The following is a 16,883-nucleotide window of genomic DNA, read 5'->3' as shown; positions in this document are numbered from 1 at the left end:
TTCAAAAAGACGTTAGCTTTCTTCCGTAAGCTCGTCAAGCGTTTTCTCCATGCTAGGCGCCAAATGTTCAAGGAAATAAGCGATCTCGGGCAGATTCATCGATTCGATGGACTGCTCGATTTGTTTTTTGGCGACTGCGAATTCGCGGTTCCCCGCTGACAGCTCGGTTACGCATTTCAAATAGGCATCGAGCAAGTCCGCCGCCTTGATGTACGTTTTAAGCTCCACCTCGGCGGGGTCGGGAGTTTGTCCGCTCGGCTGCGGCGCATGTTTGACAAGTGGCTCGTACACGGCTCTCAGGTCCTCGGGCACCATGCCGACAAGACGCTCGGCCGCCAGCTGCTCGATCGAGCGGAAGCTGCTTAGTATATGCGGGTTATGGTGCTTGACGGGAGTCGGAATGTCGCCGGTCAACACCTCTGTCGTATCGTGAAACAGCGCCATCGTGACCGCTTTGTCCGTCGCAATGCCGCGGCCGTATACTTCGTTGGCGATCGTGCACAGCATATGGGTCAGGATCGCTACGTGGAAGGAATGCTCCGCAACGTTCTCCTCGACGATATTGCGCATCAAACTCCACCGTTTGATATAACGAAGGCGATACATATAGGCGAAAAAATGATGATCCATAAACAAGTCCTTTCACGAATAAAATGAAGCCCCACGTTCGCCTGAACCAGCATAGGAGACGCGGGGCTTTTTTTCGGCCGGGAACGATTTTATTTCCCGCCGGATTTGCCGGAAGTTTGCTTGTCGGATTTCGTCTCCGCATCGATTGCGCTTTCGTCGGGCAGCTTGGCCGTGTACGTATGGGTTTCGGCATTGTAAACGATCTGCACGCCGAGCACCTTTTGCAAATCGTCAAGGCTGATGAAGGTTCGGTTGCCGACCACTTTGAGCGGCTTGGACAGCGGAATTTCGACGTTGTCTTTCAGCACGGCGCTGCCGCCGGGAAGGATTTTCCACTCCTGCCCGTTATAATTGATGACTTTGTTGCCGTCGCTTTTATCGACCGTCAACTCGCCGCCGATTTGTTCAAGCGTATCTCTAAGCCCGACTTTATCGAAAGGATGGTTGACCGAAGTCACCCGCCGCATAATCATGTTATGCAGGCCTTCCGGGGTTATGTACGGACTTCCCGCGTTAATGCGCGGAATTTTAAGCGGATCGGTATCGCGCGTCGTCATCCTCGGCAGTATCGTAAACGCATATTGAACGCCTGCTTCGTGAACGATTCCAGCGGCGGTTTTATTATAGATGCCGAACGGATAGGCAAGCGAGTCGATCGGACGCGGATACAGCCCGGTCAGCGTGTTCAAGCACATTTTCGTATCTTCGAGGATGCGCTGCTTGTATTGGTCTTCCGTCTCGGTATTGCCTTCGCTGTTCTTGATGCGGCCGGTAAGCGCCGCTACGCCGTCGATTTTTTCATGCAGGGCGTGCGTATGGCATTGAACGTCGATCGTGCTCATCTGAGCGGTCATATCGCGAATTTCTTCGCGCGACATTGCCGGGATGTAGCTGGACTTCGGGTCGAGGGTATCTTCCGTGATGGCGAAATTAACCGCCGGGATGTCCATCTTCTTTAGGATCGGAAACGCGTTCGTATAAAAGCTTTCATAGCCGTCATCGAAGGTGACGAGAACCGCGTTCTCCGGAACGGTCGCGCCTTTCAAAAACCGCTTGAGGTCGTCCAGCGTAATAAAGTTGTAGCCTTGGCTTTTCAAATAGGAGAGCTGCTCCTGAAACAGCTCAGTCGTTATCGTACCCGAGCTCTGCGCTTCGTCATGCACGTGGTGGTACATGAGGACGGCCACTTGGTCGCGGTACAAATGCTCAGGCTTAAACATGCTCAATGTCGTCAAAACCGTCGTCAATACGGCCGCGCAAAGGAGCAAGCTTCTAATTCCGTTACGTATCATTCCCGATCCTGCTTTCTTCCAAAATTGCTAGTAATAGATGCTATAAGGCCGAAAAGAAGAATGAAGCCGCCGCAGCTAGCGTGCGAAGCAGCTTATGGGCCTCTCGTGAAACTGTACTTTTTCGGCTTGCGGAACTATAATGAAGGTATATAATCGGCCAACAAGCTTGTGCCGTTGTTTTTTGCTGATGATTGCCGGATTTCCGCCCGTTGGCTGAGAGATTTGATGCCGAAGTTTATGACGCGGCGGTGCCATGTTTGTAATTATAAGTGCATATACGAGCAAAGACAATGAAAGGGGCAACTACTTCATGAAGCATTTTCAGGAAAGTGTGTACAAGCTAATCGTCGAAACGTCCACCAATTTGCCGGCCGACGTCCGCAAAGCGATCAACGAAGCGCGCCGTCAAGAGGATCAAGGAACGCGTGCCGCGTTATCGTTAACCACCATTGCCAACAACATCGAGATGGCGGAAACCAACGTATCGCCGATCTGCCAAGATACGGGCATGCCTACATTCATTATACACACTCCGGTCGGAGCAAACCAATTGATTATGAAAAAGCAAATTCTCCAAGCTGTCAGCCAAGCGACGAAAGAAGGCAAGCTGCGCGAGAACTCCGTCGATTCGCTGACGGGCGCCAACAGCGGAGACAATCTCGGACCGGGAACGCCGGTCATTCACTTCGAGCAATGGGAGCGCGACGATATCGAAGTGAAGCTCATTCTTAAAGGCGGCGGCTGCGAGAACAAAAACATCCAGTACAGCCTGCCTGCCGAGCTTCCGGGCCTCGGCAAAGCGGGACGCGATCTCGACGGCATCCGCAAATGCATCATGCATGCGGTATATCAAGCGCAGGGCCAAGGCTGCAGCGCGGGCTTTATCGGCGTCGGCATCGGCGGAGACCGGACGAGCGGCTACGACCTCGCCAAGCAGCAGCTGTTCCGTACGGCGGACGACGTCAATCCGAACCCGGAGCTGCGCAAGCTTGAAGAATACGTGATGGATAATGCCAACAAGCTCGGCATCGGAACGATGGGCTTCGGCGGCCAAGTGACGCTGCTCGGCTGTAAAGTCGGCGTGATGAACCGTTTGCCTGCCAGCTTTTTCGTTTCGGTAGCCTATAACTGCTGGGCGTTCCGGCGTCAAGGCGTACTGCTGAATGCCGAAACCGGCGAAATCAACGGCTGGGCTTACGATCGCGGCAGCGATGTGGCTATGGAGCAGGACGAAACGGCGCAAGCCGATGCCGCACCTGTGTCCGAGCGCCGCGAAATCGTCCTTCAAACGCCGATCAGCGAAGAGCAAATCCGCGAGCTGCGCGTGGGCGACGTTGTCGTCATCAACGGCTTGATTCATACGGGACGCGATGCGCTGCACAAATATTTGATGGATAACGATACGCCGGTCGATTTGAACGGCTCCGTCATTTACCACTGCGGACCTGTCATGGTGAAGACCGAGGAAGGCGAATGGCAGGTGAAGGCTGCCGGACCGACGACAAGTATCCGCGAGGAGCCTTACCAAGGCGATATCATCAAAAAGTTCGGCATTCGCGCGGTCATCGGCAAAGGCGGCATGGGCGCCAAAACGCTTGCTGCGCTGCAGGATCACGGTGCCGTCTATTTGAACGCGATCGGCGGAGCGGCTCAATACTACGCGCAATGCCTCAAGAAGGTTGAAGGCGTCGACTATATGGAATTCGGCATTCCGGAGGCGATGTGGCACTTGCAATGCGAAGGCTTTGCAGCGATCGTCACGATGGATTCGCACGGCAACAGCCTGCACGCCGAAGTGGACAAAAATTCGCTTGAAAAGCTCGAAACGTTTAAAGAAACGGTTTTTAAATAAGAGGCTTTATGCTTAACGCTTCCAGAAAGGCGCAGGCCGGACTGCGTCTGAACGGTTTTTTCGAATCGTATATGTTCATTTTCGTTCCACTATCGTTGATAGTGGGATTTCTTTTTCCGAGCCCGCTGCGCGAGTATACGGCGTGGGCTCCGTATTTGTTCGCTTTCATGACGTTCGTTATGGCGATGGGCTGCAGCCCTCTGCAGGTGAAACAGGCGATGCGGATGCCGCTTGTCATGCTCGTCACGCTTATGCTGGTGCATATTGCGGCGCCGCTTGCCGCTTATGGCTTGGGCGCGGCCGTTTACGGTCCGGATTCGCCTTACGTCATCGGCTTCGTTCTGTTTGCGATCATCCCGCTGGGTGTCTCGTCGATCCTGTGGGTCGGCATGGCCGAAGGCAATATTCCGCTCGCGCTAACGCTGGTCGTGCTCGATTCGGCGCTTAGTCCGCTGGTCGTTCCTGCGGAGATCGGCTTGTTTTTCGGTGCGGATCTTTCGTTCGACCATTGGAAGGTGATGAAGGATTTATTGATCATCGTAGTCATCCCGACGATTGCCGGCGTGACCGTGAACCATTGGAGCCGCGCCAAAGCGAAGGCATGGTCCGCGCCGGTCGCCGGGCCCGCCTCTAAGCTCGCGATGTTCGCCGTCGTCGCGATCAACGCGGCGGCGATCGAGCCTTTTATGAACGAGCTCAAGAACGATTTGCCTGCGATGATTCCGCTTGTTGTTCTGCTTGTTGTCATTTGTTACGTACTCGGCTTTGCGGGCGCATGGCTGTTCCGCAAGCCCGAGCTGACGGTGACGCTGCTTTACGCCGCCGGAATGCGCAATATTTCGCTCGGTATCGTGCTGGGACTCGGTTATTTCGAGCCGAAGGCGGCGGTGCCGGTCGTCATCTCGACGCTGATCCAGCAGCCGATGGCGACGATCATGCATAAGCTGGTCGCCAAATTCGGCATCGGGCGGAGCTCCAATCCTCCTCAAGCCGGAGAGAAGGCGGTTTGAACGCGGCCAAACATTTACACAACATTTACATTCCGTTAACGTACTCTGCTGGATTTTTGCGGATTGTAAAGGTAGGATGAAGGGAGCGGCGCGAAACGTGCCGTTCTCTTTTGCTGTTAGGCTGCCCGCCGCTGTTAAAGCCGGGTATGCCGGAAACGGCGAGGGATGCGAATAAGACCGTACAGGAGGACGTATGAGAAAATTCCGGACGCGCGTATCCTTTATATTTATTTTGCTGATCGGATTGTCCGTGCTCGGAGCAGGTCTGATTACGGCGAAACTCCTGGAAAACACGTATATTTCCGCCTTGAAGGAAAGCATGCAGCGGGAAATCCGAATCATTATGGCTACGATCGACTGGTCCAAAAGCGGCAGCGAGAGCGAGTTAACGCAATACTTCAGCGGTCAGGCGCGCTACTTGAAGGAGTCGGCGGACGCCCGCGTCACGTTCATCCGCACCGACGGCACAGTGCTGGGCGATTCGGATCACAAACCGGAGGAGATGGACAACCATCTGAACCGCCAAGAGATTATGCGGGCCCAGGAAGAGGGCGTCGGGGCATTCATCCGCCACAGCGACACGCTTGATCAGAATATGCTTTATGTAGCGGTTCGCGTAGATGCGTCCGGCGATAAGCAGCTGGCTTATATAAGACTGGCGACGGGGCTTGCGAATGTCGAAGCGAAGGTGCGGCAATTATGGATGCTGCTGCTTGGAGGTTTGCTCGTGCTGTTTATTATCGCGGGCATAATAAGCTTCCGGATCGCGCATAATTTGACCAGACCGCTGGAAAAGATTACGCGGGTCGCCCATCAAATATCGAATATGAACTACCGGTCGCGCGTAAATATCCGCAACCGCGACGAAATCGGGCAGCTTGGACAGGCGATCAATACGATGGCCGATAGCTTGCAGCTGCAGGTGAACCGCATTTTGGAAGACGAGGGCCGCTTGAAAAGCGTGCTTGAAAACATGATGAACGGCGTCGTCATGATCGACAGCGAGGAACGGATCGTTCTGTTAAACCGGTCGGCGGAGGAGTTTCTCGGCTTTTCTTCGGAGGAGCTGCTTGGGAAGCCGTATGATCAAGCGAAGCAGCAGTTCGAATTTACGCAAATGATCGGCGAATGCTTCGAATCGCATGAGCATATACGCGACGAAATTATTTTTTACTTTCCGGAGGAGCGCATTCTCGAGGTCAATTTGAGCCCGATGTCTCATGTGGATGGGGAATGGGCCGGCGTACTGATCGTGCTGCACGACATTACGGCCATGCGCCGATTGGAACGGATGCGCAGCGAATTCGTAGCGAATGTTTCGCATGAGCTGAAGACGCCGATCGCGGCCGTCAAAGGCTTTGCCGAAACGCTGCTGGCGGGAGCGCTGAACGATAAGGAAACGGCGAAATCGTTTCTGCAAATCATATTCGACGAGAGCGAGCGGCTCAATCGGTTGATCGGCGACATTCTGGAGTTGTCCAAAATCGAATCGAAACGAATTCCGATGCATTTCTCGCCGGTCGAAATGAAAAGCTTTGTCGATCGGCAGCTGCATATGCTGAAGGCGGAAGCGGATAAAAAGCGGATCGAGCTCAGCATGCAGGTGGACGACGATATTTACATCGAAGCGGATGAAGACAGACTGCGGCAAATCGTAATTAATTTGCTGTCGAACGGGATCAACTATACCCCTGAAGGCGGTAAAGTGAAGGTGCAAGTGGAGCCTATAGTCGTTCATCCGGACGTTGACTACGAGCGGGTGCGGATTATCATTTCGGACACGGGAATGGGCATTCCGAAGAAGGATTTGCCGCGGATTTTCGAGCGGTTTTACCGCGTCGACAAAGCGAGATCGCGCAGCTCAGGCGGAACGGGCCTCGGTCTTTCGATCGTCAAGCATCTTGTGGAGCTGCACAAAGGCACGATCTCGGTGGAAAGCGAAGTCGGTCTCGGCTCGCGGTTTACGATCGAGCTCCCGGTTATCCACTAGACGATAAAGCCCGATTATGATAGGCTTGTCACTGTAAGATCAAACTTTGGGGGTTTCCCTATGTCGCAGAACATTTTGGTAATCGAAGACGAACCGACGCTGGCCCGCCTGTTGTCCTATAACTTGGCGCAGGAAGGCTATGAAATCAAGGTGATCGATCATGGCGGAGAAGGCTTGCAAGCCGCTTTGCAGGCCGCCTATGATCTTATAATATTGGATATCATGCTGCCCGGAATGAACGGCTTCGAGGTGTTGTCGAAGCTGCGTCAGAAGGGCGTCAAGACGCCGGTCATTATTTTGACGGCGCGGAATGCCGAGGAGGAAGTCGTGCAGGGCCTCCGTTACGGAGCGGACGACTACATTACGAAGCCGTTCGGCGTGGCCGAGATGTTGGCCCGGGTATCCGCCGTGCTTCGCAGAACGCAGCCGGAAGACTTTCTCGCGGATACGAGCGGCAGCGGGGACAAAATGATCGCGGTCGGCGAATTGCGCATTTATCCCGAGAAATATGAGGTCATACTCGGCGGGGAATCGATCCCGCTGCGTCCGAAGGAGTTCGAGGTTCTGCTTTATCTCGTGCAGCGGCCCGGCGTAGTCGTTACCCGCGACGATCTGATGAACATCGTCTGGGGCTTCGATTATATAGGCGGTCAACGTACCGTCGACGTTCACGTCAGCTCTTTGCGCAAGAAGCTGGAAATGAACCAGCAATCGGTGCAGATCGATTCGATTCGCGGCGTAGGCTATAAGCTTGTCACGAATACGGTCAAAAAATAAACGCTTTCGCATATTGCGAGGCGTTTTTTTTCCTTCGGTATCGAAATGGTCACTGCGTAGGCGCCGCCAACCTTAGAACCGTCAGCGGTTTATGACGAATACACGCTGCGGGCCTGTATGTTTCATCACAGCTTAAGGCCATCGGGGCATGAACGTTTATTGGTGACCGCAAGGTCCGATAAATTGAAGTGATTCCCTGTCTAAGGATTGTACGTTTGGATGACCGGCGATGCCCATCGTCAAATCGAAATCGGCGATCATATTTTCCAGCACATGTCTTACGCCCTTCTCGCCGGCAACGGCCAATCCGTACAAGAATGGACGGCCGATCAGGACCGTGTCCGCTCCCAGGCACAGCGCTTTGCAAATATCGGCGCCATGCCGGACGCCGCTGTCGAATAGGACAGGGACCGCTCCTTTTACCGCGTCGACGACGAACGGCAGCCTATCCAGCGCGGCGACGGCTCCGTCGAGATGACGTCCGCCGTGATTCGAAACAATGATGCCGTCTGCACCGGCTTCGATGGCCTTTACGGCATCCGCCGGGTACGTGATTCCTTTGACGAGAAGGGGGAGACGGGTAAATTTCCGGACGGAGGAAAGAGCTTCCCAAGTCGTTTCCGGATTGACGGTAATCCACTGCACGGAGTCCGGCGTCAGGGGGAGACTGTATTTACGACGCACTACGGGATCGGTTACCAGATTGCCTACGCCTTCGGAAGAAGTGACGGGCTGGGTGGCGTTTTGCATATCCTTTTCCCGCCATCCGATCTCCGGACGGTCGAAGGTCAGCACGATACCGGTATAGCCGGCGTCCTCCGCGCGGCGAATGATGCTGGCCACTACTTCCAAATCATGCCCCAAATAAAGCTGCATCCACCTGTGCGCGCCTGTAGCCGCAACATCCTCCAGCGATCGGGACGCAACCATGCTGTGAATATATAATACGCCGGTGGCCGCAGCTGCCCGCGCGGTGGCGACTTCGCCTTCAGAATGATAAAACGCCTGTCTTCCGATCGGAGCGATGCCGACGGGAAAACGGTATACCCGGTCGAAAAGAGGAACCGTCAAATTCCGGTCGGCGACATCTACAAGAATACGCTGCAAAATACGCCAATGGGCGAATGCGCTGCGGTTGGCCTGCATCGTCGCTTCGCTGCCGGCTCCCGTCTCCGCATAATCGAATGCTTGGACGGGAAGCTTTACTTTGGCCCGAGCCTCCCAGTCTTCGAACGAAATCGGCAATCGGTCGCTGCCGGGAAGCTGCTGCTCTTTTATCCGGATACTGCGTATTTTGACCCCGTAGTTCATACGATCACCTCTTAGAAGTGTATGAGAAAGAGGAGCCCGATAGGTCTTATCTCTATATTTTAAAAATATAAGAGTGTATATGTTTCATCTATCAAGTGATTATATTTCAACGGTAAACGCGCTCATCCATGCATATACTTACGAAATCGCTTTCTGCGAATGCGGTTAAGCCGTTTATCATTATGAGGGGATGCAGAAAATATGGATGTTTGGATACATTGGGGGATCGGGCTGGCCGGCAGTTTAGCCGTCGTATCGGCGGCTTATGCCAAGCGCTCTCTCTCCGTTTCCGGAGCTGCGGCGGCCATCGTAACGGGCACCTTGTTATTCGGATGGGGCAGTCCGGCCTGGTTCGGTTCGCTGATCGCCTTCTTCCTATCCTCTTCGCTGCTGTCCAAATGGAAAAAGGCGGCCCGCGGCGAAGCGGAGGGCGGCTACGAAAAAGGCGGCCGCCGAGATGCCTGGCAGGTAGCCGCCAACGGCGGGCTGGCGCTGCTGCTTTGCGCGGCTAATCAGCTTTGGCCGGATCCGCTGTGGCTGGCCGCTTTCGTCGGCGCGCTTGCCGCCGTCAATGCGGATACCTGGGCCACGGAAATCGGCGGCCTCAGCAAAAGCAAGCCCCGGTCGTTGCTCACCGGGGCGTCTGTGCCGCCCGGAACGTCGGGCGGCGTAACGGTTCTCGGCCTCGCCGCATCGGCATGCGGCGGCCTGTTTATCGGCGCAGCGGCATATGCGCTGCTGCAAGCGACGCCGGCGGCAAGCCGCTTGGCGGCGGATGCCGGCGTTCTGGCCGACGGCCTGCTGCCGCTGCTGCTTGCGGCGTTCGCCGGGGGCATGGCCGGCTCGCTAGCGGACTCCGCGATCGGCGCCGCGTGGCAGCGGATGAACCGCTGCACCGTGTGCGGCAAAGAGATCGAGCGGGCGGAGCATTGCGGCAAGCCGGCCGTGCGTATCCGCGGCTTGCGCTGGATGGGCAACGACGCCGTCAATGTGCTCGGCTCGATTGCCGGAAGCGCCGTAGCGGTAGGCGTATGGGTGCTGCTTGTATAGTTAGTGGCGGGCCGACCGCCGTTATGAGCGAAAGACAACCTGCTCCGAGCTGCAAGCGGTACGAAGGCGGAGCAAGGAGTTTCCGGACTTTCGAAATCCTATGGAATCCGGCAGCAAACTCCGCTTGAAGTCATCAAAAAAAGCGCTGCTGACAGCCGAGAAGGCGGTTAGCGGCGCTTTTTTGGTTACTTCGACCATTCGGCCATTTTTTTGCGGTAATCATGCGGCGAGCAATCGTTGTATTTGCGGAACATTTTGTAGAAGTGAGCCATGTTCGGCATGCCGACCTCTTCGCCAACTTGGGCGACATTAACTTCGTTCGTGAGCAAGATGCGCTCCGCCCGCTTGATCTTTTTGTAATTGACGTATTCGAGGAACGACATGCCGAGCACTTTTTTGAAATACTTGACGAAATAGTAGTAGCTCATATTTACGATGCGGCTCGCTTCCTCCACCTGAATTTTGCCGCAAACGTTCTGTTCGATGTAATCGAGCACCGGACGAAGCCGAAGCAGGTCGTTATTCTCGCGATGGTGCGGAAAATGGCGGTTGTCGCTGCGAAGCAGGGTGAGCACGATTTTTTTGATCAGCAGGCTGACGGCGATTTCATAACCTTCCCGCTTCGTTTGGGACTCGTCGTAAATTTGCTTGACGCTGTCTACGATCGATTCCCGGGCTGTGTCGTTGTTGCCGAAAATATAATTGAGCTTGCTCCACGGATAGTCGGTTTCGGATAAAAAGCGGTAGTACGGCATGGTGCTCTGCTCGAAATAATCGTGAATATCGAATTGGAGCACGAAGTAACGCATCGTGCCCTCCTCGGCGTAGGAGCGGTCGCGATGCAATTGGTTGGCTCCGATCAGCACAAGCTCTCCGGCGCGAAGCATGTATTGCTCGTCCTCGACGAATACGTGCAGCACGCCTTCGGCTATGACGAGGATTTCAACCTCTTTATGGTGATGCCACCGCGATATCGCATCGACGACACGATTGGCGGCAAATATTTTCATGCTCAGAAACGGGTTCTCAAAGCGGATGTCCTCTTTATAAAATTGCACCTTATCGCATCTCCCGAATGACAAAATCGCATATAAGGATAACCAGATCCGTCATATCTTTTTGGCAGGCTTGTAACTATACTATCATTGTAGTATACCGAAGCGTACATTCATAGGTTTTTATGTTAAAGGAGGAACCGTTTCCATGTCCAAGAAGGTCAGAGTGGCTGTTATCGGCTGCGGAGGAATTGCCAACGGCAAGCATATGCCAAGTTTGGCGAAGCTTGATACGGTAGAGATGGTTGCGTTTTGCGATATCGTGACGGAGCGCGCGGAGAAAGCGGCTGCCAAATTCGGCACTGCGGAAGCCAAAACATATGAAGATTACCGCGAAGTGTTCAAGGATGCATCGATCGATGTCGTGCATGTTTGCACGCCGAACGATTCGCATGCCGTAATTACGATTGCCGCTCTGGAAGCCGGCAAGCACGTAATGTGCGAGAAGCCGATCGCCAAGACTGCAGAAGACGCGCGCCGCATGGTAGAAACGGCGAAGCGCACAGGCAAGAAGCTGACCGTCGGTTACAACAACCGTTACCGTCCGGACAGCCTGCACCTCAAAAAGGTTATCGAAGACGGTACGCTGGGCGAGATTTACTTTACGAAAGCGCATGCGATCCGCCGCCGCGCCGTGCCGACTTGGGGCGTGTTCCTTGACGAAGAGAAACAAGGCGGAGGTCCGCTTATCGATATCGGAACCCACGCGCTCGATATGGCGCTGTGGATGATGAACAACTACGAGCCGAAGGTTGTGCTTGGTACGGCCTACCACAAGCTCTCGCAAAAAGAAAACGCGGCGAATGCTTGGGGTCCTTGGGATCCGAAGAAATTCACCGTAGAAGATTCCGCATTCGCGATGATTACGATGAAAAACGGCGCAACGATTATCCTTGAATCGAGTTGGGCGCTTAACACGCTTGACGTGAAGGAAGCGAGAGTATCGCTTAGCGGCACGGAAGGCGGCGCGGACATGAACGACGGCCTGCGCATCAACGGCGAAGAACACAGCCGTCTGTACACGCACAGCGTCGACCTGAAATCCGGCGGCGTGGCGTTCTACGAAGGCAAATCCGAGAGCGATGCGGATATCGAAGCTCGCTTGTGGATCGACGCGGTCTTGAACGACACCGAGCCGGTCGTTACGCCTGAGCAAGCGCTTGTCGTTTCGGAAATTCTCGAAGCCGTATACGAATCCTCGCGTACGGGCAAAGCGGTTTATTTCGAATAAAGATTTGTATGAGCCGGCGGGACGATGTTCTGCCGGTTTTTGCTTACTCTGCGAGTACCCGCGAAGATTGCCCATAAAATCGGCATGCAAAAACCGCACCACACGCAAATCAAGGCGTGGTGCGGTTTTTCATATAACGCTACCACGACTGCCGAAGCGCAAACAAGTCGCGCAGCTCGTCGTTCGAGAGCTCCGTAATCCAGTTTTCGGAGGTGGAGATGACGTTCTCGCTCAAGCTCATTTTGCTCTCCAGCATTTCGTCGATCTTCTCCTCCAGGGTGCCGAGGGAAATGAACTTATGCACCTGCACATTGCGCTTCTGGCCCATCCGGTAGGCGCGGTCGGTGGCCTGGTTCTCGACGGCGGGGTTCCACCAGCGGTCGAAATGGAACACATGGTTCGCCGCCGTCAGGTTGAGGCCGACGCCGCCGGCTTTCAGCGACAGAACGAAGATGCCCGGGCCGGTTCCATCCGCCGCTTGGAACGTTTCGATCATCTTGTCGCGTTCCGCTTTGGGCGTGCTGCCGTTTAGGTACAGTACGGGCTCGCCCCGGTGCGCCCCCAGGATGTCGGTCAGCATACGGCCCATGCCTACATACTGGGTGAAGATCAAGCAGGAATCGCCCTCGTCCCGAAGCTCGTCCACCATGGCAACGATTCGCTCCAGCTTCGCGGATCGCGTGACGAATGATTCCCGGCGTTCCTCGGACAGCAGCGATTCCTCCGACATCGCCGTTTCCTTCGTCAACAGGACAGGATGGTTGCACAGCTGCTTAAGCCGGGTTAAAGCGCCGAGAATGGCCCCTTTGCGCTCGATGCCCTCCAGATGCTTCATTCGCTCCATCAGATCCTTGACCGTCTGCTCGTACAGGGCGCCTTGCTCCGGCGTAAGGTTGATATACACCTTCATCTCCTGCTTGTCCGGAAGATCGAGCTGGATGGCGGGATCTTTCTTTTTGCGGCGCAGCATGAAAGGCTTGACGAGCTTCTGCAGCTGCAGCGTGCGTTCCTCATCGTGATGCTTCTCGATCGGATTGGCAAAACGGTGCTGGAACCCGCGCTGGTTCCCCAAGTAACCGGGGTTGAGGAAATCGTAGATCGACCAAAGCTCCGACAGCCGATTTTCGATCGGCGTACCTGTCAGCGCGACGCGATGCGCCGCCTGAAAAGTACGGATTGCGGCGGATTGCTTGTTCTGCGCGTTCTTGATGTTCTGCGCTTCGTCGAGGCAGAGCGAGCTCCACCGGATTTCCCGCAGCGTTTCTTGGTCGAGCAGAGCGGTCGTATAGGAAGTGACGACAACATCCGTATGCTGCAAAACATCGCGAAACGCCTCGCCGTCCTGCCGTCCCTTTCCGTAATGGAGCAAAACGTTCAAATCGGGAGCGAAGCGCGCAAGCTCCTTCTGCCAGTTGCCGAGCACGGATGTCGGGCAAATGAGCAGGGCGGGAGCGGAATCCCGCTTGCCGGATGCATCCCCCTTGTGATACAGCAAATAAGCGATGAATTGGACGGTTTTGCCAAGCCCCATATCGTCCGCCAGACATGCGCCCAGCCCGAACTGTCTGAGGAAGCTGAGCCAGGTGAAGCCTTCGCGCTGGTAGCCCCTTAGGTTCGCTTGCAATCCTTCGGGTACGGCAAGCTCCGTCAGTTCCGACGGTTGAGCAAGCTTGCGCAGCAGGGCCAAAAGATGCGTGTTCAACTCGACTTCGAGTTTGATTCTATCTTCGTCTTCCGGCTCTTCTCCGGTCGCGCGGCCGCTTGCCGGAAGCTTCTCTTGCTCCGATTCCCTTAACAGGTGCAGTTGAAGAACATCCTGCAATGACAAGCCCTCATCCTTGTTTACGCCTTCCATAAGCTTGCGGATCTGTGCCAGAAGGGCGGGATCCAGGTAGACCCATTCGCCGCGGAAACGGATAAGCCGTTCCTTGCGGCTTAGCAGATCCGCGAATTCGGCTTCGTTCAGATCCGAGTCGCCGATCGCGATCCGCCAGTCGAAGTCGACAAGGGCGTTCATCCCGAACAGCGACTCTCCTCTGCCGCCGGCTTCCGGCGAAACCTGCGCACGCAGACGGGGCTTGCGCTTCGAGGCTGCCTCCCACCAGGCGGGCAGCATGACGTTCCAGCCGTCGTTCAATAATTGGCGGCTATCCGCGGTCAAAAATCGCCAAGCGGCTTCGTCGCTTAATGGTTCGGCAAACAGCTCGCCGCCGATATCGCCGCTTGGAAGGGCTGCCGCCAGCATTTCCGCCCATCCGGGAGAGCGCTCCAGGATGTAAGAGCTCCACTCCTCGGGCCATGCTCCCGACGCATGGCCGTCCGTTGCAAGGCGAACGTGAACGAGTGACGAGCCGTCCCCTTTGTCCTGCAGAACCAAACGAAGACGCCATTCATCCAGCTCTTCGTCCGGTTCAAGGAGCTGCAGGGCGGGGCGGAAGGGAGCGGTGTCCGGTTTCCAGCCGAGCGAAGCGAGCCATTCTTCTTCGGTAAGCGCATAAGCCGAGGTTTGACCCTCTTGAAATAGAGCGGGGTAATCCCGCCGAAGATCGGACATCGCCGCTACGTCCGTATAATGGAACGCGTTTACGGCGGCTGAGAAGGCTGCGCGCAAACCGTTCATCTCCTTGCCTATGCCTTCTGCCGCGCGCAATCGCTCCCAATCCAACCCGGCCAGCGCTTCGCCCACGGCTTCCCACGTCCACGCGAGCTTTCCGTTCCGGAAAGCGTCGTAGCTCGGCGAATAACGTCCGGCTTTGGCTTCTTCGAGCAGGAGCGGCGCCGCTTCAAGCAGTCCCATCGCGCCTTCTTCTCCGCCTTCCCACCGGAAGATTGCCATCAAATTCGGCTCGGCGAAGAAGGGGAGAACCATCTCCGCCGGCAGGACCGTTACGGTCAGTTCCCCCGCCTGCCGCAGCTCCAGCGCTGTGCCGTAGTAGGACGGTTCGTGCCAGGCGAACAATAGTTTGCGGAATTTTTCGCCGGGAATATCGTTTCCGTCCTGCAGCCCCCACAACAGGGCATCCCCGTCGTCGGTCAGAACGGCATGTAAGGTCATGCTGTACAATGTCGTACTCATCCTAGCAGCTTTCCTTTCTTCAATTCCTCATTCAGCGCGCGCAACCGGCTGTGCTTATCGGTAAATCCGGCGAAGAAACGCTCCCAGCGTTCGGGAAGCTTCATCTTTTTGTACACTTTTTCGAGCCTTTTGAGCAGCTTGACCGCTTGTTTGTAGTCATGCCTGTTTTTTAGGGACACATAGTGATTGACGGCTTGATGGTAATAAGGCAGAAGGAGCTCCGGCGCATCCTTCTCGATCGGCTGAAGGACGCTGACCCTATGGTGAAGAGGGTCATGCTCCTGCTGGATCTGCATTTCAATCCAGAGCTTCCATTCCCGCTGCTCGTAGAGCATGTCCTCGATAATCGACATGGAGTAGGGCAGCATGCTTTCCAGCAAGCTCCACATTTGCTGCTTGGCATATGGAACATGCTGTGCGGCTTCGTTCCATAGGCGGATATACGCTTCCAGCTCGTGGCTTCTCCTGCGATAGAAGGAAGAAGCCGTCTTCGTAAGCCAATTCGTCAGCGTTTCCCAGTCCCCGGAAGCCGAAATACGGTACAGGAATGAAAGCAGAAAGCTCGAAGGGATGTCTTTAAGTATGCCGCCGGTTTCAATAACAGCCCAAGCGTCTTCGTTTCTGGACTGTTGAAGGTACAGAAAAGCTTTCGCTGCCGCCAGAGACGGAGACAAAAGGCTTTGCTTTTCTATATCGTCGAGTTCACGCGAAACCCATATTTCAATTTCGGGGAGATGCGAGATCCAAAGCTCCCACATGACGTCGTACAGTCCGTATTCCATAAAGCTGAAGCCGGTTTCTTCGGCCATCTGCCGCCTAATATATTGCAGCGTTTGGCTAAGCCTCGCTTCCGAAAGCGAGAAATCGGACATGGCGGACTTTTGACGCAGCAGGTCATGCATGTCGCGGTATAACCGGGGCAGCACAAAAGACGTGTAGTATTTATATTCCCCATGCGTGCACTGCTCCCTAAACTTCCGCAAAACAAACAATTCTTGATGCACATCGAAATAAACCGAGTCGATTTCCGAAAAAGGGATGGAGGCTTTTCGAATATGCTGAAGGCGATAACGCAGTTCTTCTATATATTGGCTTTGGTTGTATGGCGGCTTGACTGGCGCGGTTATTTCATTCATCGCCTCATGCCAGCCGAAAACGTCCTTGCCCGGCAACTGCTTGAGCAGCTCCTCGGAAGGGGAGGCCAGCGCGATTTGCTTGATGTGATGTTTGGCATTCACAAGCTGGGAAGCCGGGTAGCCCATACGGTCGCCGAGCTCCATCATAACCGCCGCAATATGCTTGCAGTTATAGCCGACCGGACACGTGCAGCGGCCGGATGCGGGCTTGTCGATATGAAACGTAACGGTGTATTGTTCGGTGCCGGCCACTCTTGCTTGCAGCGAATGATCCCCGGAGGCGCTCAAGCTTCTTACGAACTGCTGCTTGAAATATTGAAACCCCCGGCTGAGGGTAACCTCGTTGAAATCCGAAGCTGCATATTTGAGAAGATTCAACCACTGCTCGTCGTTTAGAACGGGAATTGAACTCATAGCAAAGCTCCTTGCTTCATAGTGAAAGATCGAGTCTATTGTATTATAGAATGATACAG

The 16,883-nt window shown here is 55.0% G+C and carries 12 protein-coding genes; 6 read left to right on the top strand and 6 right to left on the bottom strand.

Going from position 1 to position 16,883, the window contains the following annotated elements; all coding sequences use genetic code 11:
• Positions 1-12: 12 nt before the first annotated feature.
• On the bottom strand, positions 13-630 hold the full coding sequence (gene yfbR, locus DQG23_RS37510) for a 5'-deoxynucleotidase (RefSeq protein WP_113036174.1): 618 nt from the start codon (positions 628-630) through the stop codon (positions 13-15).
• A gap of 89 nt (positions 631-719) precedes the next feature.
• Positions 720-1,922, bottom strand: coding sequence for a polysaccharide deacetylase family protein (locus DQG23_RS37505; protein WP_158560904.1), 1,203 nt, complete (start codon positions 1,920-1,922; stop codon positions 720-722).
• 310 nt (positions 1,923-2,232) lie between these two features.
• On the opposite strand from DQG23_RS37505, the gene DQG23_RS37500 reads away from it, so the two are divergent.
• The 4 genes from DQG23_RS37500 to DQG23_RS37485 all read left to right on the top strand — a co-directional run bounded on the left by DQG23_RS37500 (position 2,233) and on the right by DQG23_RS37485 (position 7,551).
• Entirely contained in the window at positions 2,233-3,774 is a 1,542-nt protein-coding gene (locus DQG23_RS37500) for a fumarate hydratase (RefSeq protein WP_113036199.1), read from the top strand.
• Positions 3,775-3,782: 8 nt separating this feature from the next.
• Positions 3,783-4,784, top strand: a complete 1,002-nt coding sequence (locus tag DQG23_RS37495) for a bile acid:sodium symporter family protein (RefSeq protein WP_238178224.1) — start codon at positions 3,783-3,785, stop codon at positions 4,782-4,784.
• Positions 4,785-4,977: 193 nt separating this feature from the next.
• A complete protein-coding gene (pnpS, locus tag DQG23_RS37490) occupies positions 4,978-6,774 on the top strand; it encodes a two-component system histidine kinase PnpS (protein WP_113036173.1) in 1,797 nt (598 codons plus the stop codon).
• 60 nt (positions 6,775-6,834) lie between these two features.
• Positions 6,835-7,551, top strand: coding sequence for a response regulator transcription factor (locus tag DQG23_RS37485; RefSeq protein WP_113036172.1), 717 nt, complete (start codon positions 6,835-6,837; stop codon positions 7,549-7,551).
• Between the two features lie 156 nt (positions 7,552-7,707).
• Here DQG23_RS37485 and DQG23_RS37480 read toward each other — a convergent pair whose 3' ends face one another.
• On the bottom strand, positions 7,708-8,862 hold the full coding sequence (locus DQG23_RS37480; protein ID WP_113036171.1) for an alpha-hydroxy-acid oxidizing protein: 1,155 nt from the start codon (positions 8,860-8,862) through the stop codon (positions 7,708-7,710).
• A 201-nt stretch (positions 8,863-9,063) separates the two neighbouring features.
• Here DQG23_RS37480 and DQG23_RS37475 point away from each other — a divergent pair, with 201 nt between their 5' ends.
• Entirely contained in the window at positions 9,064-9,912 is an 849-nt protein-coding gene (locus DQG23_RS37475) for a DUF92 domain-containing protein (protein ID WP_113036170.1), read from the top strand.
• A gap of 185 nt (positions 9,913-10,097) precedes the next feature.
• On the opposite strand, the gene DQG23_RS37470 is transcribed toward DQG23_RS37475, so the two are convergent.
• Positions 10,098-10,970: an AraC family transcriptional regulator gene (locus DQG23_RS37470; RefSeq protein ID WP_113036169.1), complete on the bottom strand. Its 873-nt coding sequence runs from the start codon at positions 10,968-10,970 to the stop codon at positions 10,098-10,100.
• Between the two features lie 145 nt (positions 10,971-11,115).
• On the opposite strand from DQG23_RS37470, the gene DQG23_RS37465 reads away from it, so the two are divergent.
• Positions 11,116-12,198, top strand: coding sequence for a Gfo/Idh/MocA family protein (locus DQG23_RS37465; protein ID WP_113036168.1), 1,083 nt, complete (start codon positions 11,116-11,118; stop codon positions 12,196-12,198).
• Between the two features lie 139 nt (positions 12,199-12,337).
• Here DQG23_RS37465 and DQG23_RS37460 read toward each other — a convergent pair whose 3' ends face one another.
• Both DQG23_RS37460 and DQG23_RS37455 read right to left on the bottom strand, forming a co-directional pair.
• Positions 12,338-15,274: a DEAD/DEAH box helicase gene (locus DQG23_RS37460; protein ID WP_113036167.1), complete on the bottom strand. Its 2,937-nt coding sequence runs from the start codon at positions 15,272-15,274 to the stop codon at positions 12,338-12,340.
• Complete coding sequence (locus DQG23_RS37455) at positions 15,271-16,824, bottom strand: SWIM zinc finger family protein (RefSeq protein ID WP_113036166.1); 1,554 nt, start codon at positions 16,822-16,824, stop codon at positions 15,271-15,273. Before DQG23_RS37455 ends, DQG23_RS37460 begins: the two co-directional genes overlap by 4 nt.
• Positions 16,825-16,883: the final 59 nt, after the last annotated feature.

It is taken from the genome of Paenibacillus contaminans (genome assembly GCF_003285015.1).
GTDB lineage: Bacteria > Bacillota > Bacilli > Paenibacillales > NBRC-103111 > Paenibacillus_V > Paenibacillus_V contaminans.
The sequence above is the reverse complement of the archived record's forward strand: the minus strand, read 5'-3'. Positions and strand labels throughout refer to the sequence as shown.

Bases quoted from the DNA above. Each gene is read 5' to 3' on its own strand.
- DQG23_RS37495 (WP_238178224.1), top strand. From the start codon at position 3,783: ATGCTTAACGCTTCCAGAAAGGCGCAGGCCGGACTGCGTCTGAACGGT.
- DQG23_RS37475 (WP_113036170.1), top strand. From the start codon at position 9,064: ATGGATGTTTGGATACATTGGGGGATCGGGCTGGCCGGCAGTTTAGCC.
- DQG23_RS37465 (WP_113036168.1), top strand. From the start codon at position 11,116: ATGTCCAAGAAGGTCAGAGTGGCTGTTATCGGCTGCGGAGGAATTGCC.
- DQG23_RS37480 (WP_113036171.1), bottom strand. From the start codon at position 8,862: ATGAACTACGGGGTCAAAATACGCAGTATCCGGATAAAAGAGCAGCAG.
- DQG23_RS37505 (WP_158560904.1), bottom strand. From the start codon at position 1,922: ATGATACGTAACGGAATTAGAAGCTTGCTCCTTTGCGCGGCCGTATTG.
- pnpS (WP_113036173.1), top strand. From the start codon at position 4,978: ATGAGAAAATTCCGGACGCGCGTATCCTTTATATTTATTTTGCTGATC.
- DQG23_RS37460 (WP_113036167.1), bottom strand. From the start codon at position 15,274: ATGAGTACGACATTGTACAGCATGACCTTACATGCCGTTCTGACCGAC.
- DQG23_RS37455 (WP_113036166.1), bottom strand. From the start codon at position 16,824: ATGAGTTCAATTCCCGTTCTAAACGACGAGCAGTGGTTGAATCTTCTC.
- DQG23_RS37485 (WP_113036172.1), top strand. From the start codon at position 6,835: ATGTCGCAGAACATTTTGGTAATCGAAGACGAACCGACGCTGGCCCGC.
- DQG23_RS37500 (WP_113036199.1), top strand. From the start codon at position 2,233: ATGAAGCATTTTCAGGAAAGTGTGTACAAGCTAATCGTCGAAACGTCC.
- yfbR (WP_113036174.1), bottom strand. From the start codon at position 630: ATGGATCATCATTTTTTCGCCTATATGTATCGCCTTCGTTATATCAAA.